Origin of the sequence: Aeromicrobium wangtongii, assembly GCF_024584515.1 — a bacterium.
In the GTDB taxonomy this organism is placed as follows: domain Bacteria; phylum Actinomycetota; class Actinomycetes; order Propionibacteriales; family Nocardioidaceae; genus Aeromicrobium; species Aeromicrobium wangtongii.
In genome coordinates this window covers 897,532-922,459 of record NZ_CP102173.1, presented here as the reverse complement: position 1 = coordinate 922,459, position 24,928 = coordinate 897,532, and the positions used below count along the sequence as shown (strand labels likewise).

The 24,928-nt window shown below is 70.5% G+C and carries 31 protein-coding genes; 15 read left to right on the top strand and 16 right to left on the bottom strand.

Annotated elements, in window-relative coordinates; translation table 11 throughout:
* Nucleotides 1–41 precede the first annotated feature (41 nt).
* Nucleotides 42–812, top strand: a complete 771-nt coding sequence (locus tag NQV15_RS04680; protein ID WP_232398444.1) for a hypothetical protein — start codon at nucleotides 42–44, stop codon at nucleotides 810–812.
* A 12-nt stretch (nucleotides 813–824) separates the two neighbouring features.
* Here NQV15_RS04680 and prfB read toward each other — a convergent pair whose 3' ends face one another.
* Nucleotides 825–1,934 (bottom strand): peptide chain release factor 2, encoded by a 1,110-nt coding sequence (gene prfB / locus NQV15_RS04675; protein ID WP_232398443.1) that lies wholly within the window; start codon nucleotides 1,932–1,934, stop codon nucleotides 825–827.
* A 98-nt stretch (nucleotides 1,935–2,032) separates the two neighbouring features.
* On the bottom strand, nucleotides 2,033–2,215 hold the full coding sequence (locus tag NQV15_RS04670) for a DUF5302 domain-containing protein (RefSeq protein ID WP_232398442.1): 183 nt from the start codon (nucleotides 2,213–2,215) through the stop codon (nucleotides 2,033–2,035).
* 37 nt (nucleotides 2,216–2,252) lie between these two features.
* Here NQV15_RS04670 and NQV15_RS04665 point away from each other — a divergent pair, with 37 nt between their 5' ends.
* Together NQV15_RS04665 and NQV15_RS04660 are read left to right on the top strand one after the other, a co-directional pair.
* Complete coding sequence (locus NQV15_RS04665) at nucleotides 2,253–2,669, top strand: HIT family protein (RefSeq protein ID WP_404801319.1); 417 nt, start codon at nucleotides 2,253–2,255, stop codon at nucleotides 2,667–2,669.
* The gene (locus tag NQV15_RS04660) at nucleotides 2,666–3,244 is read left to right on the top strand and encodes a hypothetical protein (protein ID WP_232398440.1); all 579 of its coding nucleotides are present in this window, start codon (nucleotides 2,666–2,668) and stop codon (nucleotides 3,242–3,244) included. The genes NQV15_RS04665 and NQV15_RS04660 overlap by 4 nt, the downstream gene beginning before the upstream one ends.
* On the opposite strand, the gene NQV15_RS04655 is transcribed toward NQV15_RS04660, so the two are convergent.
* The 3 genes from NQV15_RS04655 to NQV15_RS04645 all read right to left on the bottom strand — a co-directional run bounded on the left by NQV15_RS04655 (nucleotide 3,233) and on the right by NQV15_RS04645 (nucleotide 5,809).
* The gene (locus tag NQV15_RS04655) at nucleotides 3,233–3,802 is read right to left on the bottom strand and encodes a hypothetical protein (RefSeq protein ID WP_232398439.1); all 570 of its coding nucleotides are present in this window, start codon (nucleotides 3,800–3,802) and stop codon (nucleotides 3,233–3,235) included. The two genes, NQV15_RS04660 and NQV15_RS04655, sit on opposite strands and share 12 nt — an antisense overlap.
* Nucleotides 3,803–3,805: 3 nt before the next feature.
* Nucleotides 3,806–4,954, bottom strand: coding sequence for an NAD(P)-dependent alcohol dehydrogenase (locus NQV15_RS04650; RefSeq protein ID WP_232398438.1), 1,149 nt, complete (start codon nucleotides 4,952–4,954; stop codon nucleotides 3,806–3,808).
* 78 nt (nucleotides 4,955–5,032) lie between these two features.
* Nucleotides 5,033–5,809: an endo alpha-1,4 polygalactosaminidase gene (locus tag NQV15_RS04645; RefSeq protein WP_232398437.1), complete on the bottom strand. Its 777-nt coding sequence runs from the start codon at nucleotides 5,807–5,809 to the stop codon at nucleotides 5,033–5,035.
* Nucleotides 5,810–6,052: 243 nt separating this feature from the next.
* Between NQV15_RS04645 and NQV15_RS04640 the strand changes: the two genes are divergently transcribed.
* Entirely contained in the window at nucleotides 6,053–6,268 is a 216-nt protein-coding gene (locus tag NQV15_RS04640; RefSeq protein ID WP_232398436.1) for a YidH family protein, read from the top strand.
* A gap of 16 nt (nucleotides 6,269–6,284) precedes the next feature.
* A complete protein-coding gene (locus NQV15_RS04635; RefSeq protein ID WP_232399789.1) occupies nucleotides 6,285–6,611 on the top strand; it encodes a DUF202 domain-containing protein in 327 nt (108 codons plus the stop codon).
* Between the two features lie 26 nt (nucleotides 6,612–6,637).
* On the opposite strand, the gene NQV15_RS04630 is transcribed toward NQV15_RS04635, so the two are convergent.
* The 9 genes from NQV15_RS04630 to NQV15_RS04590 form a co-directional block, all read right to left on the bottom strand.
* Entirely contained in the window at nucleotides 6,638–7,324 is a 687-nt protein-coding gene (locus NQV15_RS04630) for a thermonuclease family protein (RefSeq protein ID WP_232398435.1), read from the bottom strand.
* A 90-nt stretch (nucleotides 7,325–7,414) separates the two neighbouring features.
* Nucleotides 7,415–7,813 carry a pilus assembly protein TadG-related protein gene (locus tag NQV15_RS04625; protein WP_232398434.1) on the bottom strand — a complete coding sequence of 133 codons (399 nt, stop codon included), beginning with the start codon at nucleotides 7,811–7,813 and terminating at the stop codon, nucleotides 7,415–7,417.
* A complete protein-coding gene (locus NQV15_RS04620; RefSeq protein WP_232398433.1) occupies nucleotides 7,810–8,238 on the bottom strand; it encodes a hypothetical protein in 429 nt (142 codons plus the stop codon). The genes NQV15_RS04625 and NQV15_RS04620 overlap by 4 nt, the downstream gene beginning before the upstream one ends.
* Nucleotides 8,235–8,615: a TadE/TadG family type IV pilus assembly protein gene (locus tag NQV15_RS04615; protein WP_232398432.1), complete on the bottom strand. Its 381-nt coding sequence runs from the start codon at nucleotides 8,613–8,615 to the stop codon at nucleotides 8,235–8,237. Before NQV15_RS04615 ends, NQV15_RS04620 begins: the two co-directional genes overlap by 4 nt.
* Nucleotides 8,616–8,618: 3 nt before the next feature.
* Complete coding sequence (locus NQV15_RS04610) at nucleotides 8,619–8,780, bottom strand: hypothetical protein (RefSeq protein ID WP_232398431.1); 162 nt, start codon at nucleotides 8,778–8,780, stop codon at nucleotides 8,619–8,621.
* A 12-nt stretch (nucleotides 8,781–8,792) separates the two neighbouring features.
* The gene (locus tag NQV15_RS04605; protein WP_232398430.1) at nucleotides 8,793–9,704 is read right to left on the bottom strand and encodes a type II secretion system F family protein; all 912 of its coding nucleotides are present in this window, start codon (nucleotides 9,702–9,704) and stop codon (nucleotides 8,793–8,795) included.
* A 10-nt stretch (nucleotides 9,705–9,714) separates the two neighbouring features.
* Entirely contained in the window at nucleotides 9,715–10,575 is an 861-nt protein-coding gene (locus NQV15_RS04600) for a type II secretion system F family protein (protein WP_232398429.1), read from the bottom strand.
* Entirely contained in the window at nucleotides 10,563–11,801 is a 1,239-nt protein-coding gene (locus NQV15_RS04595; protein WP_255669704.1) for a CpaF family protein, read from the bottom strand. The genes NQV15_RS04600 and NQV15_RS04595 overlap by 13 nt, the downstream gene beginning before the upstream one ends.
* Nucleotides 11,802–11,935: 134 nt before the next feature.
* Nucleotides 11,936–12,592: a GAP family protein gene (locus NQV15_RS04590; protein ID WP_232398427.1), complete on the bottom strand. Its 657-nt coding sequence runs from the start codon at nucleotides 12,590–12,592 to the stop codon at nucleotides 11,936–11,938.
* Nucleotides 12,593–12,781: 189 nt separating this feature from the next.
* On the opposite strand from NQV15_RS04590, the gene NQV15_RS04585 reads away from it, so the two are divergent.
* The 10 genes from NQV15_RS04585 (at nucleotide 12,782) to NQV15_RS04540 (ending at nucleotide 23,205) form a co-directional block, all read left to right on the top strand.
* Complete coding sequence (locus NQV15_RS04585; protein ID WP_232398426.1) at nucleotides 12,782–13,954, top strand: hypothetical protein; 1,173 nt, start codon at nucleotides 12,782–12,784, stop codon at nucleotides 13,952–13,954.
* Entirely contained in the window at nucleotides 13,951–15,129 is a 1,179-nt protein-coding gene (locus NQV15_RS04580; protein ID WP_232398425.1) for a hypothetical protein, read from the top strand. The genes NQV15_RS04585 and NQV15_RS04580 overlap by 4 nt, the downstream gene beginning before the upstream one ends.
* Nucleotides 15,130–15,141: 12 nt before the next feature.
* Complete coding sequence (locus NQV15_RS04575) at nucleotides 15,142–15,657, top strand: DinB family protein (protein WP_232398424.1); 516 nt, start codon at nucleotides 15,142–15,144, stop codon at nucleotides 15,655–15,657.
* Nucleotides 15,658–15,699: 42 nt separating this feature from the next.
* Nucleotides 15,700–16,311, top strand: a complete 612-nt coding sequence (locus tag NQV15_RS04570) for a hypothetical protein (protein WP_232398423.1) — start codon at nucleotides 15,700–15,702, stop codon at nucleotides 16,309–16,311.
* Between the two features lie 75 nt (nucleotides 16,312–16,386).
* Complete coding sequence (locus NQV15_RS04565) at nucleotides 16,387–17,103, top strand: response regulator transcription factor (RefSeq protein WP_304523569.1); 717 nt, start codon at nucleotides 16,387–16,389, stop codon at nucleotides 17,101–17,103.
* Between the two features lie 3 nt (nucleotides 17,104–17,106).
* On the top strand, nucleotides 17,107–18,537 hold the full coding sequence (locus tag NQV15_RS04560) for a HAMP domain-containing sensor histidine kinase (protein WP_232398422.1): 1,431 nt from the start codon (nucleotides 17,107–17,109) through the stop codon (nucleotides 18,535–18,537).
* A 70-nt stretch (nucleotides 18,538–18,607) separates the two neighbouring features.
* Nucleotides 18,608–20,620: a glycosyltransferase family 39 protein gene (locus NQV15_RS04555; protein ID WP_232398421.1), complete on the top strand. Its 2,013-nt coding sequence runs from the start codon at nucleotides 18,608–18,610 to the stop codon at nucleotides 20,618–20,620.
* Nucleotides 20,617–21,846: a bifunctional glycosyltransferase family 2/GtrA family protein gene (locus NQV15_RS04550; protein WP_232398420.1), complete on the top strand. Its 1,230-nt coding sequence runs from the start codon at nucleotides 20,617–20,619 to the stop codon at nucleotides 21,844–21,846. Before NQV15_RS04555 ends, NQV15_RS04550 begins: the two co-directional genes overlap by 4 nt.
* A gap of 104 nt (nucleotides 21,847–21,950) precedes the next feature.
* The gene (locus tag NQV15_RS04545) at nucleotides 21,951–22,688 is read left to right on the top strand and encodes a PspA/IM30 family protein (RefSeq protein WP_232398419.1); all 738 of its coding nucleotides are present in this window, start codon (nucleotides 21,951–21,953) and stop codon (nucleotides 22,686–22,688) included.
* 31 nt (nucleotides 22,689–22,719) lie between these two features.
* Nucleotides 22,720–23,205 (top strand): DUF2505 domain-containing protein, encoded by a 486-nt coding sequence (locus tag NQV15_RS04540; RefSeq protein WP_232398418.1) that lies wholly within the window; start codon nucleotides 22,720–22,722, stop codon nucleotides 23,203–23,205.
* Nucleotides 23,206–23,224: 19 nt separating this feature from the next.
* Here NQV15_RS04540 and NQV15_RS04535 read toward each other — a convergent pair whose 3' ends face one another.
* The gene (locus tag NQV15_RS04535) at nucleotides 23,225–23,521 is read right to left on the bottom strand and encodes a hypothetical protein (protein ID WP_232398417.1); all 297 of its coding nucleotides are present in this window, start codon (nucleotides 23,519–23,521) and stop codon (nucleotides 23,225–23,227) included.
* 2 nt (nucleotides 23,522–23,523) lie between these two features.
* Nucleotides 23,524–24,927, bottom strand: coding sequence for a WS/DGAT/MGAT family O-acyltransferase (locus NQV15_RS04530; RefSeq protein WP_232398416.1), 1,404 nt, complete (start codon nucleotides 24,925–24,927; stop codon nucleotides 23,524–23,526).
* Nucleotide 24,928: the final 1 nt, after the last annotated feature.

Sequence of the window (24,928 nt, the reverse complement as noted above, 5' to 3'; positions counted from 1 at the left end):
GCTGCCGGGCGGGGAGCGATGCGCGGGGTTAGCGTCGGGGGATGACTCTTCTGCTCGGTCCCCGCGATGCACTGGCTCTCCTGGCTAGGGGGCCGGCACTCGTCGAGACGGCCCTGACCCTCGTCCCGCGTGCGGCAGCGCTCCTGGATGATGCGGAGACGCTGCTCGCGCGCGTCGACGGCCTGGTGGACCAGGTCGAGACGACCCGGCTCGCGGCCGATGACGCCATCGGCCGCATCGAGGCCACGATCGACCGCGCCGACCACGCCATCGACCAGATCGGGCAGACCAACACCCGCGCCGACCACGCCATCGACCAGATCGGCCAGACCAACACCCGCGCCGACCACGCCATCGACCAGATCGGCCAGACCAACACCCGCGCCGACCAGGCGGTTGGCCGCATCGACGCGACGATCGACCAGGCCGATGGTCTGGTCGTGCGCGGCGCGGGACTGCTCGGCAGCGTCGAGCCGACCGTGCAGCGCGGGCTGCGGATGTTCGATGAGTTCTCGCCCATCATCGAGCGTCTCCGGCCGATCGCGGAGCGCCTGTCCACGACGATCGACCCCGACGAGATCGAGGCGGTCGTCCGGCTCGTGGATCACCTGCCCGACCTGGTCGAGCGCATCGAGACCGATGTCCTGCCCATGCTGGGCACGCTGCGCACCGTGGGTCCGGACATGCACGATCTGCTCGACCTGACCCGCGAGCTCAACCTGATGCTCGGCAAGGTGCCCGGCATGGGACGCGTCAAGAGGCGCGTCGACGAGCAGCAGGAACGCGAGGCGGAGGGCGACGACGACCGCTGAGGCCGTGACCGGCTACGCGGCGGCGTGCTCGCGACGCCAGCGGATGCCGGCCTCGATGAAGTCGTCGATCTCGCCGTCCAGCACCGCCTGGGTGTTGCCGGTCTCGTACTCGGTGCGCAGGTCCTTGACCATCTGGTACGGGTTGAGGACGTAGTTGCGCATCTGGTCGCCCCACGAGGCCTGCACGTCGCCGCGCAGCTCGTCGAGGTGGGCGCGCTCCTCGGCCTTCTTCAGCGCGAGCAGCTTGGCCTTGAGGATCACCATGGCGCTGGCCTTGTTCTGCAGCTGGCTCTTCTCGTTCTGGCAGCTGACGACCGTGCCGGTGGGGATGTGCGTCAGGCGCACCGCCGAGTCGGTCGTGTTGACGCTCTGACCGCCGGGGCCGGAGGACCGGTACACGTCGACGCGGATCTCCTCCTCGGGGATGTCGATCTCGTCGGTCTGCTCGAGCACCGGGACGACCTCGATCGCGGCGAACGACGTCTGCCGGCGGCCCTGGTTGTCGAACGGGGAGATGCGCACCAGGCGGTGGGTTCCGGCCTCGACCGAGAGGGTGCCGTAGGCGTACGGGGCCTTGACCGCGAAGGTCGTGGACTTGATGCCGGCTTCCTCGGCGTACGAGACGTCGTAGATCTCGACGGTGTAGCCGTGGCGCTCGGCCCAGCGGATGTACATGCGCTGCAGCATCAGGGCGAAGTCGGCAGCGTCGACGCCACCGGCGCCCGAACGGATCGAGACGAGGGCGTCGCGCTCGTCGTACTCCCCCGACAGCAGGGTGCGGATCTCGAGGGAGTCGATCGCCTTCTTGATGCGGACGAGCTCGCGGTCGACATCGGCGGACGTCTCGGCGTCCCCCTCCTCCAGCGCCATCTCGTGCATGAGCTCGACATCGTCGAGGCGCTGGCGCAGGCCGGTCACGCGATCGACCTCGGCCTGCAGGACCGACAGTCGTCCGGTCACCCGCTGGGCGTTGGCCTGGTCGTCCCAGAGATCGGGCGCGCCGACTTCTTCCTGGAGATCGGCGATCTCCTTGCGCACGGCGTCGAGGTCGAGCACCTTCTCGATGGACGTCAGGGTCGCGTCGAGGGCCTTGGTCTGCTCTGAGAAATCCGGTGCTGCCACATGTCGAGGTTACAGGGGGCAGCCCGCGTCGCAGCAGGTGGAGCATTCGGCTGCTGGTCCGTACGGACCAGCAGCCGCTCGCTGGGTCGTCTTGCGGGTCAGACGCTCTTGCGCCGGAACTCCCGCGCCTCGGTCGGGCCGTTGGCGCCATGCGACTTCTCGCTGCCGTCGTGCTCGACGCCCTCGGCCGTCGCGTGGTGCTGGTTCTTCTTCTTGTCCAGCGCCTCGCGGAACTTGGCCTTCATGTCGGTCTTCGGGTCATTGCCTTCTGAGTCAGCCATGGGTCCACTGTATGCCCGTCCGTGGTGGACTGGTCCCGTGAGCGACCCCAGCTGCCTGTTCTGCGCCATCGTCACCGGGACGACCCCGGCGGCGGTCGTGCTGGAGACCGACGACGTCGTGGGCTTCCTCGACGTCCGTCCCGTCTTCAAGGGCCACGTCCTGGTGGTGCCGCGTGAGCACGTGGTGACGCTGCCCGAGCTGCCGGAGACGCTCATCGTGCCGCTGTTCTCGGCCGCACAACGGGTGGCGGACGCGATCACGTCGGGCCTCGGCGCACAGGGGACGTTCGTCGCGATGAACAATGTGGTGTCGCAGAGCGTCCCGCACCTGCACGTCCACGTCGTCCCCCGCACGAAGGGGGACGGCCTGCGTGGCTTCTTCTGGCCGCGCACCAAGTACGCCGACGGCGAGGCGCAGACCTACGCCGCCACGATCCGAGAGGCCCTCGCATGACCCTGACCCGCGACGAGGCTGCTGCCAAGGCCCGGCACGTGCTGGCCGCTACCGAGGTCGAGCCGTTCACCCACGATGAGCTCGAGGGCGATGCGGTGTGCGGCGGATTCGCCTTCACCGCCGGTGACCGGGGCGCGGTCATCGGCTACGACGGTGGGTACCAGACCAGCATGCTCGAGCTGGCCGGCGAGACGATGGAGACCCTCGTCATGGGGTGGCTGGTCGAGCAGCGCCACCGCCACGGCGTGCCGGACGAGGCCCCGGCGCGGCCGACGCATCCCTGCCCGATCTGCGGGCAGCCGACGCCGCACCAGGACCGCTATCCGGCCTCCGTCTGCCGCGAGTGCGAGTCGCGGGCCGCCGACCGCGATGGTCGCCGCATCGTCGCCTTCAACGAGGACCTCGGGGGTGGCCTCATCGTGTTCTACGCCGAGTCACCGGCCGGGCGGCAGTCCGAGATCGCCGAGGACGTCCTCGTGACGCGCCGCTGCTGGATCGACGGCATCGAGTGCTCGATCAACGACGCTCGCTTCGGCGGCGTGGTCGTGCAACGGCTCGAGGATTCAGCTGGCTGAGCCGGCGTCGGGCTGAGCCGGCGTCGGGCTGTCACCCTGCGGGGCCTGACCCTGCTGATCGGGCGCGCCCTGCTCGCCGCGGTCTCCCTGCTCGCCATCGCCGTCGCGGTCGTGGTCGTGGTCGCCCCGCCAATCATCCTGGTCGCGGTCGCCCTGCTGACCCGGCATGCCGTTGCCCTCACCACGGGGGCCGTCGCCAGGTCCGCCCTGGCCCATCTGCCCCGGTCCGCGGCTGTCGCTGAAGCTGCCGGGTCCGAAGTGGCCCTCGTCGTCGTCGCCGAGGTTGGCACCCAGCGCGGCTCCGGCGCCGAGGCCGAGCAGGACGGCGACGACGCCGCCGGCCGCCACCGTGCGGGTCGACCAGGAGCGAGGCGTCTTCTTCTCGGTGGTGGTCGTGGTCCCGTCGGTGCTCGTGGTCTGGGTGGTGGTCACGTTCTCCTGGTCGGTCATGCTGGCGTCCTCCTTGGTGGTCTCGTGGGGGGTGGTGTTGCGGGGGTCGATCAGGGTGTCGTCCTCACGCATGGTCTCGCTGTTGTTCTTGGAGCTGTCCTCGTTCATGCCTCAAGAATGACCGGCAAGCCTGTCAGAATCCTGTGAGCCCACCCTGCAATGACTGGGTGTTCCAGCCGCACCCGGGCGCATTCGAGCGTCCGTACGCGGCCAGCGACCGTGCGGGGCGACGACCGCACGCCCGGACAGCTCACCGGCCTCCAGCTTGCGGTACGCCTCGAGCGCGTCGTCGAGCGCGAAGATCTCGACCTCGGGCGTGATCTTGCCGGCGCGGTACAGGTCGACGACCTCGTACAGCTCCTCGACGGTGCCCCAGTAGGTGTTCGCCAGCTCGGCCTCGTAGGGCGCGGTGTAGAAGTTCCACGCGAAGGTGCCGTTGCCGATGCCCACGATCGTCGCCCGCCCGCGGATGGCGACCACCGACATCGCCAGCGCGATCGTCGCATCGACGCCGACCAGGTCGAACACCGCGTCGACGCCCTTGCCGCCGGTTGCCGCGCGGATGGCCTCGGCCTGGTCCGGGCCGCCCGGAACCGTGATCGCACCGTTGGCCCGGGCACGGTCCATGGCGTCCTGCTTGGCGTCGGTGGCGATGACGGTGGCGCCGGTGAGGGCGGTCAGGATCTGCACGGCGATCTGGCCCAGACCACCCAGGCCGATCACAAGCGCGAACTTCCCGCCGCCGCCGAGAGCGGGGAGCGACTTCTTGATCGCGTGGTACGGCGTCAAGGCGGCGTCCGAGAGCGGCGCTGCGGCGACCGGATCGGCATCGCCCAGTGGGACCAGATTGCGCGCGGGGACCACGACGTACTCGGCCATCCCTCCGTCACGTCCCAGGCCCATCGCGAGGTACGGCATGGTCGCTGCGTTCTCGCAGTAGGTGTCCTGCCCGCGCGAGCAGGCGCGGCAGTGGCCGCACCCGGCCGGCCCGTAGACCAGGTAGGCATCACCGACCGTGAAGCCGCTGACACCTTCACCGAGCGCTTCGACCCAGCCCGAGTTCTCGTGCCCCAGCACGAACGACGGCTTGAGCTGCGGTGGACCGAACTGCTCGTCGAAGTCGCGGAAGACCGCGACGTCGGAGTGGCAGGCGCCGGCGCCGGCGACCTTCAGCAGCACCTCCCCGGGACCTGGAGTCGGCTTGGGGACGTCGCGAAGGCTGGGGGCGGTCTTGTACTTCTCGAAGACGACGGCTTTCATGAGGCACCTCTCTCCGGCCACCACACGCTGAGGTGGTCGAATTCCACGCTACCCACGGCGAGCAATCGACCTGCCCGCTCAGCACGCCTCGAAGACGTACCGCCTCGAGCTCGGCCGGACGACGCCGCGGTCGCGCAACAGGATGGACGCCGACCCGCCGCGCGCGGCGCAGGCTTGCCTGAACGCGGAGCGCCCGTTGTCGGTGTACTCGATCTCGATCAGACGCGTTCCGTAGTACCGCCGGTAGGTGCCGCACTCACGGTAGACCTCGCACTCCTCGGCCACGGCGAAGTCGAAACCGAGGCGCAGGCGGCTGAGCTGCGGGGCGTTCTTCTGCGCGATCGCGAGATTCACGCCGTGGGCCTCCCGCACGAGCCGTTTGGCGAAGCTGACCGCGTGCGTCTTCTTCAGGCGCCCCTTCGAACGCGTCCACGAGTCGAGGTTGTCCGGCTCGATGGCCCGATATCCCTTGCGGGCGCACTGGGCGAACCAGGCCCGGTTGATCGCTCCCAGCGCAGCACGCTTCTTGGCGGTGCGGATGTCCAGCAGCACCTCGTCGCGCCAGCCGGGATCGCGGACGAGGCGTCCCTTCGCATCGCGCAGCAGCAACGACGGGTGCTTCTTCTTCCACCAGCGCAGCGTGCCCGGCTGGGTCTGGAAGGAGTTGACGTAGCAGATCGAGTACCTGCCGGGTGCCGGCGCGGCCGAGCGGTCCCGGGTGACGATCTGGACGTTCGCGGCCGGTGGATAGGCGCCACCGAGCTGATAGTCCGCGACCCCCGCCGTGGGCGGCAGCGTGATCGGGGCGGCGGTCACCGCCACGGCGGCGAGCAGGGATGCGAGCGGGGCGATCATGGAGCGCCCCCCGCGTGGTGCCGTCGGTCGTGTCGTGATGCCACCCGGTCATCCTGCCCCCAAGCCGCGGCGGCCGCATGGGGTGACACTGGATTCATGCGTGAGAGAAACCAGCGCCGGCCGCGCTGGGTCTATGGCCAGGGCGACGACCCGGACTACAGCTCCAGCCTGGCCAACGAGCGCTCCTTCTTGGCCTGAGTCCGCACCGCGGTCACGCTCCTCGCGGCCAGGGTCGCGCTCGACGTGGTCGACCTGTCGATCCCCTCCGGGGCGCAGAAGGCCATCGCGATGACGCTGCTGATCCTGGCCGTCTTCACCGCGCTCGTCTCGTGGGTCCGGTGGGGACTCGTCGAGCGGTCGATGCGCCGCCGTGAGCCGATGCCGCCGATCGGCTTCGGGACGCTGATGGTGCTGGGCCTGATCGGCATCTCGGCCGTGTTGATCATCGCGTGGGTGTGAGGACGCGACCGTGAGCATGCCGCGAGCCGCCGACGGACGATCCGATCCCCCCGTCCCCAGCGACGAGCGGACGACGCTCGCGTGGGAGCGCACCGCGCTCAGCCTGTTCGCCCTCCTGGCCGCCACGGTGAAGCACACGTCGTCCCTGCTCGGCCCCGCCGCGCTCCTGCTGCTGGCGCCCGTGGCGCTGCTGTCGGTCTGGGTGCTGGTCGAGGGCTGGCGGCGTTACGACGATGATCGCTACTACCGCGTCTACCGCGCGATCGGCGGCCCGACCTTCGTCCTGGCGTTCACGATCGCACTGGCGGCGGTGGTCGAGATGGCCCACCTGCTCACGCGGTGATCCAAGGCGAGCGGACCCTCGTGCTGTCACTTCCAGATGCCGCGCTTGGCCTTCTTCGCGGAGTGTTCAGCGCTCTTGTACGTCTTCTTCTTCACCAGCGGGGCACACGTCCTCACGTCGGAGTACTTGGCCCACCCCTTGGACAGCTGCGCCTTGTTCACGTCCCTCGAGCCGCGTTCGACGTAGCGCAGGATGCGACCGTACCTGTCCGCGTACTTCTGCGTGGGGTCACTGATCAGCGCGACTGTCTTCCTCGGGGGCGCCAGCTTCTTGAGCGCTTTCGTCGCGGACGCGTAGCCCTTCTTCTTGCGTTCGGGAGAGTTGATGCCGAGCAAGCGGACCTTTTGGGACCTTCCGTCAATCCGGACTCTGAGAGTGTCGCCGTCGATCACCGACAGCACGACTGCCTTCTCAACGACCTTCGGATTCCTTCCGCATGGCGACACGGGAGCCGTCGTGGGAGGTGGCGGAGCAGGCAACTTGCTGCACGGGCACGGCAGCGTCTCGCAAGCCAACCCGTCGCCCTCCGCGTCAAGGCGATGAGGGTCAGCAGCGGGCCCGCCGTTTGCAAGGTAGAACGCCTGCGCGTCGGCCTGGGTCGCGAAGTCACTGCAGTCCATGTCCGCCGCTTGCGCCGGTGCCGCAACCAGCATCGAGGCGCCAACCAGGACGGTGGCGAGGGCCGACGCAAGGATCCCGCGGAGTGGAGTCATCGCCAGACCGTAGCAGGCTGAGTGCTTCACAGGATGCCGAACAGAATCACGGGTTTCCCAGGGGCTGAACCAGGTTCGCGCCCGGGACCGTCACGGCGTGGGACGTAGCTGTGCGGTGGCCTCCGAGACGATCGTGGTGCGCGGGTTCCACCCTGGCGGTGCGATCGCCAGCGTCACCGACCGTTCGAGGCGGACCAGCACCTGGTTCGCGTCGGCACGGACCTGAACCACCCGGACGCCCGGGCCACGGACGTAGTCACCGACGAGCCTGCGGGCCGCTGAACCGTTGAGGGTGATCGCACCGGTGCGGTAGAACGTGTCGGTGCTCAGCCCATCGGCGGCGGCACGGGCGGCTCCGTCCGCGACGTTGTCGAGCTGCTGGCGCTGCAGGAACGCCGCCGAGGAGTTGACAACCACCACGACCAGCAGCCCCAGGAAGACCAGGAAGCCGATCGTCATGACCGTGATGGTGCCGCGCTCTTGCCTCATCGCCGGCTCCGGAAGCTGCCATACGGCTCGGTGTGCGTGCTGTCGACCGTCACACCAGCGAGCCGTGGTCCGAGGACATCGGGCGTCAGCGGCAGCGGCTGGGTGGCACGCACGAGGACACGCACCGACGATCCCGGCTCGAAGCAGGCAGAGGGCGACGGCAGGCAGCTGACGCGGATCGTCGCGCCATCCAGCCCCTGGTCGTGCAGCGCCACCTGCGCGGCAGCCCGGGCCCGCTGCTCGCCGGTGGCCGGATCCGGGGACTGCAGAAAGGCCCGCGCCGCCGCCCTGCTGGCCGTCGACACCCCGTAGGCGGCGCGCTGGGTGTCGAAGACCGCCACCAGGACGTAGACCAGCGGGACCAGCAGCAGGATCGTCAGCCAGATGAACTCGATCGTCGCGGTGCCCCGCTCACGCCGGTTCATGGCTCGACCTCCCTGACGGCATGCCCGCGGACGGTCAACGGCACGGACGGGCCGAACAGGCCAAGAGCCGGAACGCGCGCCCGCACCTCGACGACCGCGCCGGGCAGCCCGTCCACGCTCGTCCACGACGACCGCACGTCACCGGCGTAGCGGTCGTCCAGTGCTGCCCGGATCATGGCCCGGGCCCGGGTCTCACCGTCGGCCGGCGACGCGCCGAGCGGAGAGGAGGCCCGTGCCCCTTCCGAGGCAGCCGCCGCGAGCGTGTTGCGCACGTGCAGCACCAGGGCCACCTGGGCGATGCCCAGCACGAGAGGCACCAGCAGGACCATGACGAGCACGAACTCGACGACGGCCGCGCCGCGCTCGCGAGCCGTCACGGTTCAGCCGCCGACCGCCGACAGCGCCTGGGTCAGCATGTTGCGCAGCTGGGGGCCCGCGGCGGCCGTGATGATGGCGACCAGGCCTGCCGACATGACGGTGATCATGACCCAGCCCGGAACGTCTCCTTGCTCGTCCTGCCGGTGGGAGATGCGTGTGATCATGCTGTTCCCTTCCTAGGTGCCTGAGGTGAGGTGGAGCCCTACGTAACCGGGGAAGAAGGCAAAGATGACGGTGACCGGCAGGATCAGGAACACGACGGGAATCATCATCGCGACCTCCTTGCGGCCACCGGCCTCGATGAGCTCGCGTCGGCCCGACTCGCGCACATCGGCGGCCTGGGCGTGCAGGACGTCGACCAGCGGGGTGCCGCGCTCGACGGCGACGGCGAGCCCTTCGGCGAACCGGGCGATGCTGGTGACGCCGGTGCGCGCGGCGAGGGCGTCGAAGGCCGCGGCGATGGGCGTGCCGGTGCGGACGTCCGCGACCACGGAGCCGAGCTCGTCGGCCAGCGCCCCGTGGCACACCCGCATGATGCGCTCGAGCCCGGCGACCGGGCTCTCCCCCGCTGCGACGGCCAGGGCGAGCAGGTCAGCGACCACCGGGAACTCCGCTCGCATCTCGCGCTCCCGGTCCGTCACCTGGGCCGAGAGGCGCTGATCGCACCACAACACCCCGCCGACGAATCCGAGCAGGCAGATGAGCAGGAGCAGCGGGACGCCGGATCGTCCGGCAGACCACAGCAGCAACGACAGCGCGATGCCCGCGCCCAGGCCGCCTGCGCCCCACAGCACCTGCCGGATGCGGAAGTCGTCCACCGACATCGGCGACCCGAGCCGAACGAGTCGGCGCGAGACGCTGGCCGAACCGCCCAGCACCTCCCCGACCAGCTCGCCGGCACGTCGCACGGACGGACCGAACACCGCACCCACCACGCTGGCTCCACTGGGCCCCACGACCTGCGGGTGGACGTCACGGACGTACGGCACGACCCGCTGCTCCAGGCTCGGCCGGCGCGTCCGCAACCACCCCGTCGCGGTCAGCAACAGCCCGGAGGACAGCAGGAGGCCGATCATCGCGCCGGTCATGGCGGGCCGTTCACGCCAGGATCCGGCGTTCGGCGGGAAGACGGCCGATCCACATCATCAGGCGATACGCGATCAGGCACAGCGCCGCGCCGGTCAGCAGGACGACCAGCCCTGTCCCGCTCGCGAACCGATCGATGACATCCCCCTGGAGACACATCAGCAGCAGCACCAACCACGGCGCCGCCACGGCCAGCCGCGCACCGTTGACGGTCCACGACTGTCGCGACTCCAGCTCACCGCGCGTGCGCAGGTCATCGCGCAGGAAGCCGGACAGCGACCGGAGCATCCGCCCGAGATCTCCGCCGCCGACCTCGCGCGCGATTCGAAGCGCCTCGACCACCCGGTCGCCGACCGGATCGGCCAGCCGGTCCTTGAGCAGGTCGAGGGACTCGTTGAAACGTCCGGATGCCTGGTAGTCACGGCCGAACTGGACGAAGGCCTCGCGCAACCCCTCAGGACCCCGCTCCCCGAGCTGGATCAGCGCCTCGGGCAACGACAGGCCCGCCCGCACTGCCGATGTCAGGTTGTCGACCGCATCGGGCCAGACGGCAGCGTGCTCGCGCAGGCGTTTCGCGGCCCGCCCGCGCAGCACCGCGACCGGCAGCCCGGCGGCCATCAGGCCGAAGACCAGGCCGATCGCCGCGACACCGGAGAACCCGGCCATGGCGACACCGCCCACGAAGAAGGAGATCACGCACAGACCGACGAGCTGCGCCGGAGCGATGCCCTGCACACCCGCTTGCGCCAACAAGGCGCCCAGGGGACTCGTGCGTGGCCGGCGCCGGCGCGCCGGTCGCCAGTGCGGATCGGTGAAGGCCCAGGCGACCAGGACGACACCGAGCCCGGCCATCAGGCCGGTCAGGGCACCCATCGGACCGTCCCCAGCACATCGTCGAGGTCGATGCCCGCCTGCTCGAAGGCGTCGCGGCGCAACGGGACGCCGTACGCCCGCTCCATTCGTCCTGCGCGTCGGACGAACATCGGCTCGGACTCGATCAGCCCGTTCTCGACCCGTCCGGTGACGGCGACGATCTCGCGCACGGCGCGGCTGCCGTCCGGTTCGAGCCCTGTGTGGACGACGAGGTCGACCGAGGAGGCGACCGTGGGCACCACGAACCGAGAGCCGATGTTGTCACCGGCCAGCAGCGGCAGCGTGCACAGCTTGACCAGCGCCTGTCGTGCGGAGTTCGCGTGGATGCTGGCCATGCCCGGGAGCCCGGCGTTGAGGGCCAGCAACAGGTCCAGGCACTCGGCGGCGCGCACCTCGCCGACGATGATCCGCGACGGGCGCATGCGCAGCGCCTCCTTCACCAGCATCCGCAGGTCGATCGTTCCGGTTCCCTCGAGTCCGGCCTGACGAGTCTGCATCGCGACCCAGTCGGGGTGTCCCGTCTGCAGCTCGAAGACCTCCTCGACCGACACGAGCCGCTGCGAGCCCGGGATCGAGGCGGCCAGGCAGTTCAGAAGGGTCGTCTTCCCCGCCTGGGTTCCTCCGGAGACGACGATGTTGAGACCTGCGCGCACGCCGGCGTCCAAGAAGGTGGCACTGGCCGGGTCGAGGGTGCCGAGCGTGACGAGATCGGCCAAGGAGTGCGCCTTCGCGACGAACTTGCGGATGTTGACCGCAGCGAAGCCCCGAGCGATCCCGTCCAGGACGACGTGCAGCCGGTGCCCGCCGGGCAGCATCGCGTCCACGAACGGCTGGCTCACGTCGACGCGCCGCCCCGATGACGACAGCATCCGCTCGACCAGCTCCCGCACCTGATCGGTGGTCAGGATCAGCGAGGTGAGCTCATGGCGGCCGCCCCGCGCGACGAACACCCGCGACGGCTCGTTGATCCAGATCTCCTCCACCGACTCGTCATCCAGCAGCGCCTGCAGCGGTCCGAACCCGGACACATCGGCAACGATCTGGCCGATCACCACCTCCGGCTCGTCCAGCGTCCGCACGGCTCCGGTTAGGCTGCGGGCGTCGTGCTCGGCGATCGCATCGATCGCGGCCAGCCGCACCGAGGCGGTGTCGGTGCGCGGATCGATGCGTCGCTGGCGCACCAGATCACGGACTCGGTCCGCAAGTGCCGCCGTCGACGATTCCATCCCCGAAGCCCTTCCCCCGAAGAGTGCGTGTCACAAATAGTGCACAAGACCGGGGAATATTGGAAGGCTCGGACCAACGTCCCTGTGGACCGCGGTAGACCGCGTCGGGCGCCGAGGTGACGACCGACGGGTGGTCACAGACCGATCATGTGGACGATGCCCCGGATCACCAGGAAGGTGCCCGCCGCGGCCAGCAGCAGGATCGTGATCAGCGGACCGCGCCTGTCGATGAAGTCACTCAGCACCTGCAGGCCCCGGCGCGTGGGATCGGGCGCCACCAGCGTCATCGCCAGGGGCAGCCACGCCGGCAACGCCCCCACGACGGCCACGATGCAGACCACGGTCAGGCGTCCGAGGACGTCCAGATGGCTGGCGGAGATCTCCTTGGCCACCGGGACCATGATCGCCAACGTCGTGAAGTTCGTCGCCATCGAGAACACGCCGAATCCGAACGCCTGGACCAGGCCGAGCCCGTAGTCGCGCGGCTTCTTGGCCTCGGGGGCACGCCGCCGGCGGTACCGGAGCAGCGCAGCGATGAGGATCAGGAGCAAGCCGAGGACGAGGTCGAGGGAGGCGCTGAGCCTGGGCTCCTTGGGCAAAGCGATGGAATGGCCGAAGGCCACCATGAGCCACAGGAGCACCAAGAACGTCCCGCCGACCCCGATCGCGTAGCAGCCCGCGACGCGGCGTCCGTCGCGCCCAGCCAGCAGCACGGTCTGCTCGGTGAGCATGACGGGGCTGACGGCCCCGGCGAGAGCCAGCGGGATCACGAGCACGAGGACGCTGATCATCAGGCAGAAAGCGTACCCGCGCCGAGCCCTCAGCAGGGCGCGGCGAGCGGCAGAGGTGCTGCACCGGCTCGTCGCGCGGCCCCCGGCCGGCCGCCGAGCGGGCGCCCCTGGGCGAGGTAGTTGCGATGCGCCGTGTCACCCAGCCCGCTACGATCCACCCACTGCTGACGAACCTAGCTCGGGGAGCACATGGCGGACCTTGTCATCGACGGCCCGATGCTGGAGCACGTCAAGGCCAACTTCAAGAACATCGCGGACCTGCTGGGCCAGCCGGCCAGGACCATGAAGAACGTCGACGCCGCTGTCCTGCGCGGCGCTCCCGGCGGCGACTGGGAGGGCAAGGCCGCACGCGCGTTACGCGACCTCATGGACGACGAGCTGACGCCCAAGATCGTCGACGCGCACCGCTCGTTCAGCCAGGCCCACCCGCACATCTCGACATGGTCGTCGGACCTGTGGGACTTCCAGTTCCGCGCACGGGGCGTGGAACGTGAAGCCGCGGAGGCCAAGGAACGCGCCGAGCGGAAGAGAGCCGAGGACGACCTGGGCGCCGCCCTCCGTGCTGGGCCTGCTGGCCTTCATCCCGGGCCTGCAGTTCCTGGCGCTGCCCGCGCTGATCCTCAGCGGCGTCGCCCTGGTGATGCACTACCTGTCGGCCGCCGGAAACACCCGAAGCGTCCCCCAGCTGATCGGCGGGCCGCTCGAGGTTCCGATCGGCATGTTCGCGATGGCCAGCGGCGGCCACGGGATGGAGACCCCCGAGCTCATCTCGCGGGTGTACTCGCTCAAGGCCAACCAGGCGTCCGGCCTGTTCGCCGACATCGGCGCCTTCACCAGATCAAGGACTGGGCCGCCGGCGGCTTCGGCGGCCCGACGGGCGAGGCAGGGCTCGAGATCGAGTTCCGGCTGCCGCCTGACTACTCCGACCTACTGCAGCCGTCGGAGGACGAGGCGGCCCGCGCGGTCCACGCCGACCTGCGGGTGCTCGTCGACGGGTTGGCGATGTGGCGCCACCGGCTGGTCGAGGCCGGCTTCGCGATGCACGGCATCGTCGCCCTGCCCGCCGGACCCGATGTGCCCCGCCCGGTCCACTGGTTCGTGCTGGCGGGGCTCGTGGACGTCCCGGCCGATGACGTCGTGGACGTCGGCGTGCTCGCCGAGCGGCTGCTGCGAGCCGCGCTGGGGCCTGGGGCGTACACCGAGGCGTTCCCGTCCGACATGGGCTGGGGCTTCGGCCTGGTCACCACGGCCGCGCTCCCCGACCAGGCCACCGAGCTCGGCGCCCTGGTGGCCACCATCTCGGCGCACGCCGTCGTGCGGGCGGCCGGAACCGGCGAGGACCCGGAGGGCGACGGCGCGTGACCACCAGCTGGACGACGCGTGGCGAGCTGCTGACCGAGCGCGCTGCGCGCCTGAGCGAGCTGGAGCGAGAACGATACGGCTGGCGGCGTGACGTCAAGCCGGGCGCGGCCATGCTCGTGGCCATGGCGCTGTCGATGTACGTGACGTTGGCCCGGGAGGACGATCCGTCGACGCGGACGACGGCGATCTGGTGGGGCATCACCGCGGTGGCGGTCGCCGCGCTGCTGCTCGTGCTGTGGCAGCGCGTCCGCACCAGCCGGGCGATGGATCGCGAAAGACTCGCCTGGGCCGGAGCCGACCGGACACGGGATGCCCGTGGCCTGCCGCCGGGCGAGATCCCGGACGAGCTGCTGACGATCTTCGACGCCCGTGACCGCCCCGACCTGGAGGAGGTCTCATCCCGCGTCGGGCTCACCACTCTCGGCCGCATCCGCGATACACGACTGCTGTGGCCGGCCTTCCGCGCCATCCCCGCGTGGTGCTTCAGCGTGGTGCTGCTGGCAGCGGGCCTCACCTCCGACGACGCCGGGGACGGGCTGCCGCTCGCAGTGGTCGGTGCGATCGTGCTCGTCGCCACGAGCACCACGGTCTGGATGACCTGGGTCGAGGCGTTCCGCCGCCAGCAGGACCACAACGGCACCGGGTACGACCGGCAGCTGTACGCGGCACGTGCCGAGGCGCTCGGCGGCCCGACGGCCGTTGATCCCGGCCCGGTCCCCCTGGCCGCCCGCATCGCGGTCGGCGTGCTCGCCCTCGCGATCACCGCGGCCCTGGTGCTCCGGGTGGCCACGGCCTCGGCGCTCGCGCTGCTCGTCGTGCTCGCCATCTTCGCCCTCGCCGCACTGCTGATCGCTCCCCCGTTGCTGCGGCGGCGAGCGCTGCACGTCGTGCCGCAGACGACCGACGGCGGCACGGTGCTCGACCCGCCACGGCGGCGGGTCGCGGTCGACCTGGTCGACGACGCGATCGTCATCCGGGCCGTGGCGGGCGATGTCGCGCCGGCGACCATCCCGGTGTCCGACGTGCTGACGGTGGTCGACGTCCGGCTCGGCTATCCGTTCGCACCGCCCGCCGTGGGAATCGTGACCGAGCAGGAGAACATCGTCCTGGCCGGATCCGGCGTGAAGGATCTTCCTGCCTTGGCGGCAATCGCTGCGGTGGCCCACCCAGCCTGACAGGATCGACCGATGACCTGGACCTCCCCCATGCCCGCGCCCGTCGACGGACCGATGACCGGGCCGGACCGTCCGATCCTGGAGGGCATGCTGGCGCACCAGCGCACCACCCTGCTCAGGATCTGCGCCGGGCTGACGGCCGAGCAGCTGACCCTGCACTCCGTCCCGACCTCCAACCTGACCCTGCTGGGGCTGGCGCGCCACATGGCCAAGGTCGAGCGGATCTGGTTCCGCAAGCGGGTGGCGCGCGAGGACATCGAGCACCTGCACAGCTTCGAGGCGCGCGACGACACCGACTTCAACCACCTCGACCCCGCCGACGCCCCGGACGCGGTCGAGGCCCTGCGCGACGAGTGGCGGCTGGCCGACCAGGCGGTCGCCGACATCGACTTCGACCACACGATCGGCGGGCACCACGGCGAGATGTCGCTGCGCATGGTCTACGTGCACATGATCGGCGAGTACGCGCGGCACAACGGGCACGCCGATCTGCTGCGCGAGGCGATCGACGGGACGACCGGCCGGTGATCCTGCCGCACGTGGCGACACCCTGACGGCATCATTGACCCCATGACTCGTACCCGGCTCCTGACGGCCCTCGCGACCACGCCGATCCTGCTGCTGGGAGCGTGCGGCAGCTCGGACGAGCCTGAGGCGGCGGCGCCGAGCACCGCCGAACCGAGCACCTCCGAACCGACGACCGCAGCGCCGAGCACCGTCCCGACGACGCCCGCGGCCACCACGCCGGCCCCCTCGAAGAGCACGAGCACCCCGACCCCCGCGGCGCCGGCCGGCAAGCTGATCTCGTACGCGCAGGGCGAGGACAGCGGCGTGCTGATCGCGACGCCCGCCGAGACCAGCAAGCTCCGCGGCGCGCCGGCTGACTTCAAGTCGTTCATCGCCGCGGAGCTGACCCGCGGAACCGTCGAGCAGGGCTGCACCGAGAAGCCGCAGATCTCGGTCGACGTGATCGACACCGCCGGCTTCGCGCGCGGCGGGCACTTCACGCCGCAGTGCGGCGGCTACGCGTCGCTGTGGGCCAAGTCCGGCGGGACGTGGCGCAGCGTCTGGAACGGCCAGTCGCTGACCGAGTGCTCGGTGCTGACCAAGTACAAGTTCCCCGCCCGCGTCGCCGGCAAGCAGTGCCTGCAGGGCGACGACACGGTGACGTACAGCGGCTGATCGCCCCGGGGTTTCACAGCATCCCCACAGCCGGCACTCATCCAAATGCCAGTGCCGGAGGACGACACTGGGCCGATGGGGACCTCACTGACCCGCGCCGACGGATCGGCCTTGCGCGTGCTCGTGGTCGACGACGAGCCCAACATCGCCGAGCTGCTGCAGATGGCGCTGCGCTACGAGGGCTGGGACATCCGCACCGCGGACACCGGTCGCAAGGCCGTCGCTGCGGCCAGGGACTTCGCGCCCGACGCGATCGTCCTGGACATGATGCTGCCCGACTTCGACGGCATGGAGGTGCTGCGCAAGGTGCGTGCCTTCGCCCCTGACGTCCCCGTCCTGTTCCTGACGGCGCGCGACTCGGTGGAGGACCGCGTCGCCGGCCTGACCGCCGGTGGTGACGACTACGTGACCAAGCCGTTCAGCCTCGAGGAGGTCATCGCCCGGCTCCGTGGCCTGATGCGCCGCGCCGGCGCGCTGGACGCCCGGCCGAGCTCGGTCATCACGGTCGGCGACCTGACGCTGGACGAGGACAGCCACGAGGTGACCCGCGCCGGCCAGGAGATCGACCTGACCGCGACCGAGTTCGAGCTGCTGCGCTTCATGATGCGCAACCCCCGCCGGGTGCTGTCGAAGGCCCAGATCCTGGACCGGGTGTGGGACTACGACTTCGGCGGACAGGCCAATGTCGTCGAGCTGTACATCTCCTACCTGCGCAAGAAGATCGACGCCGGCCACAAGCCGATGATCCACACCAAGCGCGGGGCCGGCTACGTCCTCAAGCCCGCCGACTAGACCATGCGCCTCCTGCCCACCTCGTTGACCGGACGCCTCGTCGTGACGGTCGTGGCGCTGGTCGCCGTCGTGAGCCTGCTGGTCGCGGGCGTCGCGACCGTCGTGATGCGCTCGTACCTGACCGGCCAGCTCGACCGCCAGGTCGAGGCCTCGCTGGAACGCAGCCAGCGGGTGTTCGGCGGCCAGGAGCAGGGCTTCGATCCCGGCGACGACCGTGACGGGCGCCAGCCGCCGCCGGACGCCCGCGGCAACCGGGACGGCACGCTGACCGCGATCATCGGGACCGACCGGTCCAGCGGATTCTCGATCACGTCCTCCGGTGAGGGACGAGAGCTCTCCTCATCGGCCCTGGAAGCCCTGGAGGACGTCGAGCCGGGCCACGACCCGGTGACCGAGCACGTCCCAGGGCTGGGCTCGTTCCGCGTCGTCGCCGCCGAGACCACAGCCGGGACGCTCGTCCTGGGCGTCCCCACCGACGATGTAGACGACACGATCCAGACCCTCATCTGGTGGGAGGTGCTGCTCGGTCTGGCCGGTGTCGGTGTCGCCGCCGTTGCCGGCCGGGTGCTGGTCCGCCGACAGCTGCAGCCGCTGCGCGAGGTGGCCGCCACGGCCCACGAGGTCACGGCCATGCCGTTGTCGTCCGGAGAGGTCGGCGAGACCGTCCGCGTCCCCGACTCGCTCACCGACCCGTCGACCGAGGTCGGCCAGGTCGGCGAGGCGCTCAACCAGATGCTGGGCCACGTCGAGCGGGCCCTCGACGCCCGCTACGAGAGCGAGCAGCAGGCACGCCAGTTCCTCGCCGATGCCTCCCACGAGCTGCGCACACCGCTGTCGACGATCAAGGGATACGCCGAGCTCGGCCGCCGCTCCGGCCGCGCCGATCCCGACGGGATCCTGGCCAAGGTCGAGTCCGAGGCCGGGCGCATGTCGACGCTGGTCGAGGACATGCTGCTGCTGGCCCGCCTCGACGCCGGCCGCGAGCTCGAGCGCCGCCCCGTCGACCTGACCCGGCTGGTCGTCGAGGCCGTCAACGACGCCCGGGTGGTCGATCCCGAGCGCCGCTGGACGTTGGACGTCCCCGAGGAGCCGGTCATCGTGACCGGCGACGAGCAGCGGCTCCACCAGGCGGTGACGAACCTGATCACCAATGCGACCCGGCACACGCCGCCCGGCACCACGGTCGAGGTGCGTCTGAGCGTCGGCGACGAGATCCGCATCGACGTCCACGACGACGGCCCCGGCATCGACCCGGCCCTGCTGCCGACGGTGTTCGAGCGATTCACCCGCGGCGACTCGTCCCGCACCCGGGCATCGGGCGGTGCCGGCCTGGGCATGTCGCTGGTCAAGGCGATCATGACCGCCCACCACGGCACCGCATCGGTGACCAGCTCGCCGGGCGACACGACGTTCACCCTGACCCTGCCGGCCTGACCCGCACGGTCACAGGCTCTCCACAGATTCAGCACACGGCCGACCCAAGCTGCGGTCGCACGGTGGAGGCATGACCTCGACGACGACTCCTGCCCCGGCCCGGGCCGGGGCCACCCACCGCCCTGCAACTGCCCGTCCGTCACGCCTCCGCCGCCTGTGGCGCGGCCGCGACGAGGACTCCCCGCTCGTGCGTCCAGCGCTCCTGGCGCTGCTGCTGGCCACGGCCCTGCTGTACCTGTGGGGGCTCGGGGCGTCGGGATGGGCCAACTCGTTCTACTCCGCAGCCGTCCAGGCCGCATCGGAGTCGTGGAAGGCCTTCTTCTTCGGCTCGTCGGACGCCGCGAACTCGATCACGGTCGACAAGACGCCACTGGCCCTGTGGCCCATGGCGTTGTCCGCCCGCATCTTCGGGCTGTCGTCCTGGTCGATGCTCGTCCCGCAGGCGCTGATGGGTGTCGCCTCGGTCGGCCTGCTGTACGCGACCGTCCGGCGCACGACCCACCATGCATGGGCCGGTCTGCTGGCCGGGCTCGTGCTCGCCGTGACCCCGGTCGCCGCGCTGATGTTCCGGTTCAACAATCCCGACGCGCTGCTGACCCTGCTGCTGATCGGCGCGGTGTACGCGACAATCCGGGCCATCGAGTCGCCGCAGCGGGCGGTGCGCTGGCTGGTCCTGGGTGGAGCGCTGGTCGGCCTGGCCTTCCTGGCCAAGATGCTGCAGGCCTTCTTGGTCCTGCCCCCACTGGCGCTGGTGTACCTCGTCGCGGCGCAGGTCCGCATCGGCACCCGGATCAAGCACCTGCTCATCGCCTTCGGCTCCATGATCGTCGCCGGCGGATGGTGGCTCGCGATCGTGGAGCTGTGGCCGGCCTCGAGCCGTCCGTACATCGGCGGATCGCAGAACAACTCGATCCTGGAGCTGACGCTGGGCTACAACGGCTTCGGCCGCCTGAACGGCGACGAGGTCGGCGCGGTCGGTGGCGGCAACGGCGGAGGTGGCTGGGGCGAGACCGGACTGTTCCGCCTGTTCAACTCCGAGATCGGCGGACAGATCGCCTGGCTGCTCCCGGCTGCCGTGGTGCTGCTCGTCCTGGGCCTGTGGTTCACCCGTCGCGCCCCCCGCACCGACCTCCAGCGCGCCGGCCTCGTCGTCTGGGGCGGCTGGCTGCTCACGACCGCTCTGACGTTCAGCTTCATGGCCGGCATCTTCCACGCGTACTACACCGTCGCCCTGGCGCCGGCGATCGCCGCGCTGGTCGGCATCGGCGTCGCGGTGCTGTGGGAGCGGCGCACCGCGCCGGAGGCGATGATCGCGATGGCCTTCGTGATCGCGATGACCAGCGCGATGAGCTTCGCCCTGCTCGACCGGACGTCCGGGTTCGTGCCGTGGCTCAAGTACGCCGTCATCGTGCTCGGGGTCGCCAGCGCAGTCCTGATCGTCCTGCACACCCTGCTCCCGCGCGGGGCGCGCATCGCGGTCGTGGGCACCGCGCTGGGCGCGATCATCGCCGGCCCGGCCGCGTATGCCATCGACACCGCCGCGACCCCGCACACCGGCTCGATCCCGAGCGCCGGGCCCAGCACGGGACGCGGCCCCGGCGGCGGCCCCGGCGGCGGCATGACGCCGCCCGGGCAGCCCACCCAGGGGCAGCAGGCTCCCGGCGGCCAGGCGCCCGGCGGACAGCCCGGCGGCCAGCCCGGCGGCAGCCCTGGCGGCCTGCTGAACGGCTCGCAGTCGACCGAGCAGATCAACGCGCTGCTGACCGCCGATGCCGACTCGTACACGTGGGTCGCCGCGGCGATCGGGTCGAACTCGGCCTCCGGCTACCAGCTCGCGACAGGCCTGCCCGTCATGGCGATCGGCGGCTTCAACGGCTCGGACCCCAGCCCCACGCTGGCCCAGTTCAAGCAGTACGTCGCGGACGGGCGAATCCACTACTTCATCGCCGGTGACGGCCGGGGCATGGGCCCGGGCCCGGGCGGCGGCACGAGCTCGCAGATCTCCACCTGGGTCAGCGAGAACTTCACCGCCCAGACCGTCGACGGCGTCACGATCTACGACCTGTCGGGAGGTATCCGATGACGACCACCGTCGTGGCCCCGCGGGCCAAGCATGCTCCGAGCCGTCCACCGGCCCTGGACATCGTCATCCCCGTCTACAACGAGGAGAAGGCGCTGGTCTCATCGGTCCAGACCGTGCGCAGCCACCTGCATACGCTGCCGTTCGAGCACCGCATCACGATCGCCGACAACGCCAGCACCGACCGCACGCGGCAGCTGGCCCAGCAGCTGGCCGACCGCTTCGACGACGTCCGCGTCGTGTGCCTGGACCAGAAGGGACGCGGGCGGGCGCTGAAGCGGGCGTGGTCCCAGTCCGACGCCGAGGTGCTGGTCTACATGGACGTGGACCTGTCGACCGATCTGAACGCGCTGCTGCCGCTGGTCGCGCCGCTGCTGTCGGGGCACTCCGACCTGGCGATCGGCTCCCGGCTGGCCCGCACGTCCCGGACGGTGCGGGGACCGCGCCGCGAGGTGATCTCCCGGGCCTACAACCTGCTGCTGCACGGGACGCTGAGGGCGCGCTTCTCGGACGCGCAGTGTGGTTTCAAGGCCATTCGCCGCGATGTCGCGCAGCAGCTGCTGCCGCTGATCCAGGACGACGAGTGGTTCTTCGACACCGAGCTGCTGGTCGTGGCAGAGCGCGCCGGGCTGCGCATCCACGAGGTGCCGGTCGACTGGGTCGACGACCCCGACAGCCGCGTCGACATCGTCCGCACGGCGGCCGCCGACCTGCGCGGCATGGGCCGCCTCGGCTGGGCGCTGCTGCGCGGCCGCATCCCGCTGACGGACGTCGCCCAGGCGCTCGGCCGGGCATCATCTGCGGGAGCCGGCGGCCGGCTGGGCGGGCAGATGATCGTGTTCGCCGTGATCGGCGCGCTGTCGACCGCCGCCTACGGCGTCCTGTACGTCGCGCTGCGCACCGTCATGGGTGCGTTCGCGGCCAATGCCCTCGCCCTGGCGCTCACCGCGGTCGTCAACACCGCCGCCAACCGCCGGTTCACCTTCGGTCTGCGCGGTCCGGAGAACCACCTGCGGCAGCAGCTGCAGGGGCTGCTGGTCTTCGCCGCGGGGCTGGCCGTGACCAGCGGGACGCTGTGGCTGATGCGGGCCGTCGGCGGCGGCGGGCACCCGCTGGTGGAGGTCGCCGTGCTGACCGCCGCCAACCTGCTCGTGACGGTCATGCGATTCGTCGCGATGCGGATGTGGATCTTTCGTCGTCCCGCCGCAGGTTCGTCGGGACGCTCCTGACGGCACGGCGCGCTGCGGTTGTGTTGTCTCGGCCACGCGCATGCAGCAAGATCGAGGGGACGGCATCACGCAGAGACCGCCGCATTGAACGAAAGTGACGGACCATGGCTCAGAAACAGTCCATCCTCGGGCGCATCGGGCAGCTGACCCGCGCCAACATCAACTCGCTTCTGGACAAGGCCGAGGATCCCGAGAAGATGCTCGACCAGCTCGTGCGCGACTACACGAACTCGATCGCCGAGGCCCAGGACGCAGTTGCCCAGACGATCGGCAACCTGCGGCTGGCCGAGGCCGATCACGCCGAGGACGTCGCCGCGGTCAAGGAGTGGGGCACCAAGGCGATCAAGGCGTCCCAGAAGGCCGATCAGCTGCGGGCGGCCGGGCAGCCCGCCGAGGCCGACAAGTTCGACGCCCTCGCGAAGGTCGCGCTCAGCAAGCAGATCGGCTTCGAGAACGAGGCGAAGGCCGCCGCACCGCAGATCGCCGCCCAGAACGACACGGTCGAGCAGCTCAAGGCCGGGCTGATCAACATGCAGGGCAAGCTCGAGGAGCTCAGGGGCAAGCGCGACCAGCTGGTGGCGCGGGCCAAGACCGCCGAGGCGCAGGCCAAGGTGCACGACGCGGTGTCCTCGATCAACGTCCTCGACCCCACCAGCGAGCTGTCCCGTTTCGAGGAGAAGGTGCGCCGCGACGAGGCCCGGGTCGCCGGCCAGGCCGAGCTCGCATCGTCCAGCCTGGACGCGCAGTTCGCCGAGCTCGAGGGCGACACGACCCAGACGGAGGTCGAGGCCCGGCTCTCCGAGCTCAAGGCCCTCGCCGCCGGCGAGCAGACCACCGAATGACCACCCCACCCCAGCACCGGAGGATCACCGCATGAAGCTCACCGAGAAGTTCTCCTACACGGGTGCTGGCGTCGAGGACGTGTACGGCCTGCTCGTCGACCAGGCGTTCCGCACCGAGTCGTGCGCCAAGCAGGGATCGACGGACTACGAGGTGACGGTGACGGACAACGGCGAGGGCGCGACGGTCACGATCACCCGCACGCAGCCGGCCGACATGCCCGACTTCGTCAAGAAGCTCACCGGCAGCACCGTCAAGGTCAAGCAGACCGAGGTCTGGAGCGGTCCCGATGCCGACGGCAGCCGCACTGCCGACGTCAAGGTCAGCATCATCGGCCAGCCCGCCGAGATGGTCGGCGTCGCCAAGCTGTTCGCCGAGGGCGACGGCACGGAGTTCACGGTGAATGGGGACGTCAAGGTGTCGATCCCGTTCATCGGCAAGAAGATCGAGCCCGAGGTCGCCAAGGCCATCCGGTCCTCGCTGCGCGAAGAGGTCGAGTACGGGATGACCAAGCTCTAGGCCCGGACACCGCGCAGCGTCAGCTGCGCACCAGCTCGATGACGGCGGCGATCTCCTGCGTGGCGTACCACGCGAGATCGCCGCTGCCGTCGACGTCGACGTGCAGCGATGCGATGTCGGTCAGCGTGACCGGTCCGTCCGGGTCGTCCAGCTCTGCTGCAGCGGCCACCTCTCCGTGCTCGGCGGCCTCCTCCAGCGCCGCGAGCTCGTCCTCCTCGTCGACGGACGCCGCGACGAACGACTCGGCCGGAGTCACCGAGCTCCCCGACTGCAGCGCGACGAGCTCATCGGCGGTGAGTCCCAGGTAGACCCTCATGTTCAACTCCTCGTGGGGCGCTGACGGCCCCGGGGTGCACGGGCACGACGGCCCTCGACGGACTCGACCAGCTCGGCCAACGCATCCTGGATGCACTGGCCGAGCACCTCGACGTCCGGGACGGCGTCCCGGTCGGCGACGATGCCGAAGAAGACCTTGCTGTGGTACGAGGTCACGCCGATCGAGACGGCGCGCCGGCCGCTCAGCGGGATGCAGGGGTAGACCTCCGCGAGCGCCTCGCCCGCCAGGTAGAGCGGGTCCTGCGGGCCGGGGACGTTGGTGATGACGATCTGGTGTCCGCGTCCGGCCTCCGCGTCGGCGACCCGGGCGCCGACCGCGTGGAACGTGGACGTGGCGAAGCCGGGCAGGGCGGCGAGCTGATTGGCGGCCACCGCCGAACCGGTCTCGCGGTGGTCCTTCAACGCGTACGAGACCTGGTGCAGCCGGACGACCGGATTGGACTCCCCCACCGGCAGCGACAGCAGGTGCCCGCGCACCTTCGAGCCCAGCGAGGTCGGCAGGCCGTCCTCGGCCACGACCGACATCGGCACCATCGCCCGCAGCGCCGTCTTGGCACTGACCGGCTCGGCGCGGGTGAGCATCCAGCCGCGGATGCCGCCGGCGATGCAGGCCAGGATCACGTCGTTGACGGTGCCGCCATGCATCTCGCGGACGCGGCGGAAGTCGTCGAGGTCGACGGCCTGCGACGCGAAACGCCGGTGCCGGCTCAGGTCGGTGGACAGCACACCGTGCGGGGTCAGGGCGTCGCCGCCGATGACGGGCAGCTTGCGGGCCAGCCGGCCGAGGTTGTGCTCGGCGATGCGCAGCGCCTCACCGGGCCGGCGGACGTTGCGGCTCAGCGTCGCGGCCAGCAGCTCGCCGGCGTGCGGCTCGGGGCGCGGATTCCATTCCTCGTGGGGGATGTCGCGGTCGTGCGCGGTCTCCTCCAGCAGCACCTGGGCCAGGTCGACGGTCTCCGAGCCGTCCACGAGGGCCTGGTGGGCCTTGAACAGCAGCGCGACGCGCCCGTCCGACAGGCCCTCGATCAGGTACAGCTCCCACAGGGGGCGGTCGAGGTCGAGGCGGCGGGCGATCAGCCGTCCGACCAGCTCGTGCAGGGCCTCGACCGTGCCCGGGCGGGGCAGCGCCGAGCGGCGCACGTGCAGGGAGATGTCGTAGTCCTCGTCATCGAGCCACACCGGCGTGCCCATCGCTCCGGGGACCGAGCGCGGCAGCTGGCGGTAGCGCGGCACGAGGTCGATGCGCTCGTTGATGACGTTGATCAGCCGGTCGTAGGTCAGCGGGCGCTCACCGGCCTCCATGATCACGAGTGAGGCGACCTGGCGGGGCACGGTCGGGCTGTCCTGCTGAAGGAACATCGCATCCAGCGGGCTCAACCGTTGCATG

What these genes read in the sequence shown, in the direction of transcription:
- NQV15_RS04680 (WP_232398444.1), top strand. Translation starts at nt 42, where the DNA reads ATGACTCTTCTGCTCGGTCCCCGCGATGCACTGGCTCTCCTGGCTAGG.
- NQV15_RS04670 (WP_232398442.1), bottom strand. Translation starts at nt 2,215, where the DNA reads ATGGCTGACTCAGAAGGCAATGACCCGAAGACCGACATGAAGGCCAAG.
- NQV15_RS04660 (WP_232398440.1), top strand. Translation starts at nt 2,666, where the DNA reads ATGACCCTGACCCGCGACGAGGCTGCTGCCAAGGCCCGGCACGTGCTG.
- NQV15_RS04655 (WP_232398439.1), bottom strand. Translation starts at nt 3,802, where the DNA reads ATGAACGAGGACAGCTCCAAGAACAACAGCGAGACCATGCGTGAGGAC.
- NQV15_RS04650 (WP_232398438.1), bottom strand. Translation starts at nt 4,954, where the DNA reads ATGAAAGCCGTCGTCTTCGAGAAGTACAAGACCGCCCCCAGCCTTCGC.
- NQV15_RS04645 (WP_232398437.1), bottom strand. Translation starts at nt 5,809, where the DNA reads ATGATCGCCCCGCTCGCATCCCTGCTCGCCGCCGTGGCGGTGACCGCC.
- NQV15_RS04635 (WP_232399789.1), top strand. Translation starts at nt 6,285, where the DNA reads ATGCCGCGAGCCGCCGACGGACGATCCGATCCCCCCGTCCCCAGCGAC.
- NQV15_RS04630 (WP_232398435.1), bottom strand. Translation starts at nt 7,324, where the DNA reads ATGACTCCACTCCGCGGGATCCTTGCGTCGGCCCTCGCCACCGTCCTG.
- NQV15_RS04625 (WP_232398434.1), bottom strand. Translation starts at nt 7,813, where the DNA reads ATGAGGCAAGAGCGCGGCACCATCACGGTCATGACGATCGGCTTCCTG.
- NQV15_RS04620 (WP_232398433.1), bottom strand. Translation starts at nt 8,238, where the DNA reads ATGAACCGGCGTGAGCGGGGCACCGCGACGATCGAGTTCATCTGGCTG.
- NQV15_RS04610 (WP_232398431.1), bottom strand. Translation starts at nt 8,780, where the DNA reads ATGATCACACGCATCTCCCACCGGCAGGACGAGCAAGGAGACGTTCCG.
- NQV15_RS04605 (WP_232398430.1), bottom strand. Translation starts at nt 9,704, where the DNA reads ATGACCGGCGCGATGATCGGCCTCCTGCTGTCCTCCGGGCTGTTGCTG.
- NQV15_RS04600 (WP_232398429.1), bottom strand. Translation starts at nt 10,575, where the DNA reads ATGGGTGCCCTGACCGGCCTGATGGCCGGGCTCGGTGTCGTCCTGGTC.
- NQV15_RS04595 (WP_255669704.1), bottom strand. Translation starts at nt 11,801, where the DNA reads ATGGAATCGTCGACGGCGGCACTTGCGGACCGAGTCCGTGATCTGGTG.
- NQV15_RS04590 (WP_232398427.1), bottom strand. Translation starts at nt 12,592, where the DNA reads ATGATCAGCGTCCTCGTGCTCGTGATCCCGCTGGCTCTCGCCGGGGCC.
- NQV15_RS04585 (WP_232398426.1), top strand. Translation starts at nt 12,782, where the DNA reads ATGGCGGACCTTGTCATCGACGGCCCGATGCTGGAGCACGTCAAGGCC.
- NQV15_RS04575 (WP_232398424.1), top strand. Translation starts at nt 15,142, where the DNA reads ATGACCTGGACCTCCCCCATGCCCGCGCCCGTCGACGGACCGATGACC.
- NQV15_RS04570 (WP_232398423.1), top strand. Translation starts at nt 15,700, where the DNA reads ATGACTCGTACCCGGCTCCTGACGGCCCTCGCGACCACGCCGATCCTG.
- NQV15_RS04565 (WP_304523569.1), top strand. Translation starts at nt 16,387, where the DNA reads ATGGGGACCTCACTGACCCGCGCCGACGGATCGGCCTTGCGCGTGCTC.
- NQV15_RS04560 (WP_232398422.1), top strand. Translation starts at nt 17,107, where the DNA reads ATGCGCCTCCTGCCCACCTCGTTGACCGGACGCCTCGTCGTGACGGTC.
- NQV15_RS04555 (WP_232398421.1), top strand. Translation starts at nt 18,608, where the DNA reads ATGACCTCGACGACGACTCCTGCCCCGGCCCGGGCCGGGGCCACCCAC.
- NQV15_RS04550 (WP_232398420.1), top strand. Translation starts at nt 20,617, where the DNA reads ATGACGACCACCGTCGTGGCCCCGCGGGCCAAGCATGCTCCGAGCCGT.
- NQV15_RS04545 (WP_232398419.1), top strand. Translation starts at nt 21,951, where the DNA reads ATGGCTCAGAAACAGTCCATCCTCGGGCGCATCGGGCAGCTGACCCGC.
- NQV15_RS04540 (WP_232398418.1), top strand. Translation starts at nt 22,720, where the DNA reads ATGAAGCTCACCGAGAAGTTCTCCTACACGGGTGCTGGCGTCGAGGAC.
- NQV15_RS04535 (WP_232398417.1), bottom strand. Translation starts at nt 23,521, where the DNA reads ATGAGGGTCTACCTGGGACTCACCGCCGATGAGCTCGTCGCGCTGCAG.
- NQV15_RS04530 (WP_232398416.1), bottom strand. Translation starts at nt 24,927, where the DNA reads ATGCAACGGTTGAGCCCGCTGGATGCGATGTTCCTTCAGCAGGACAGC.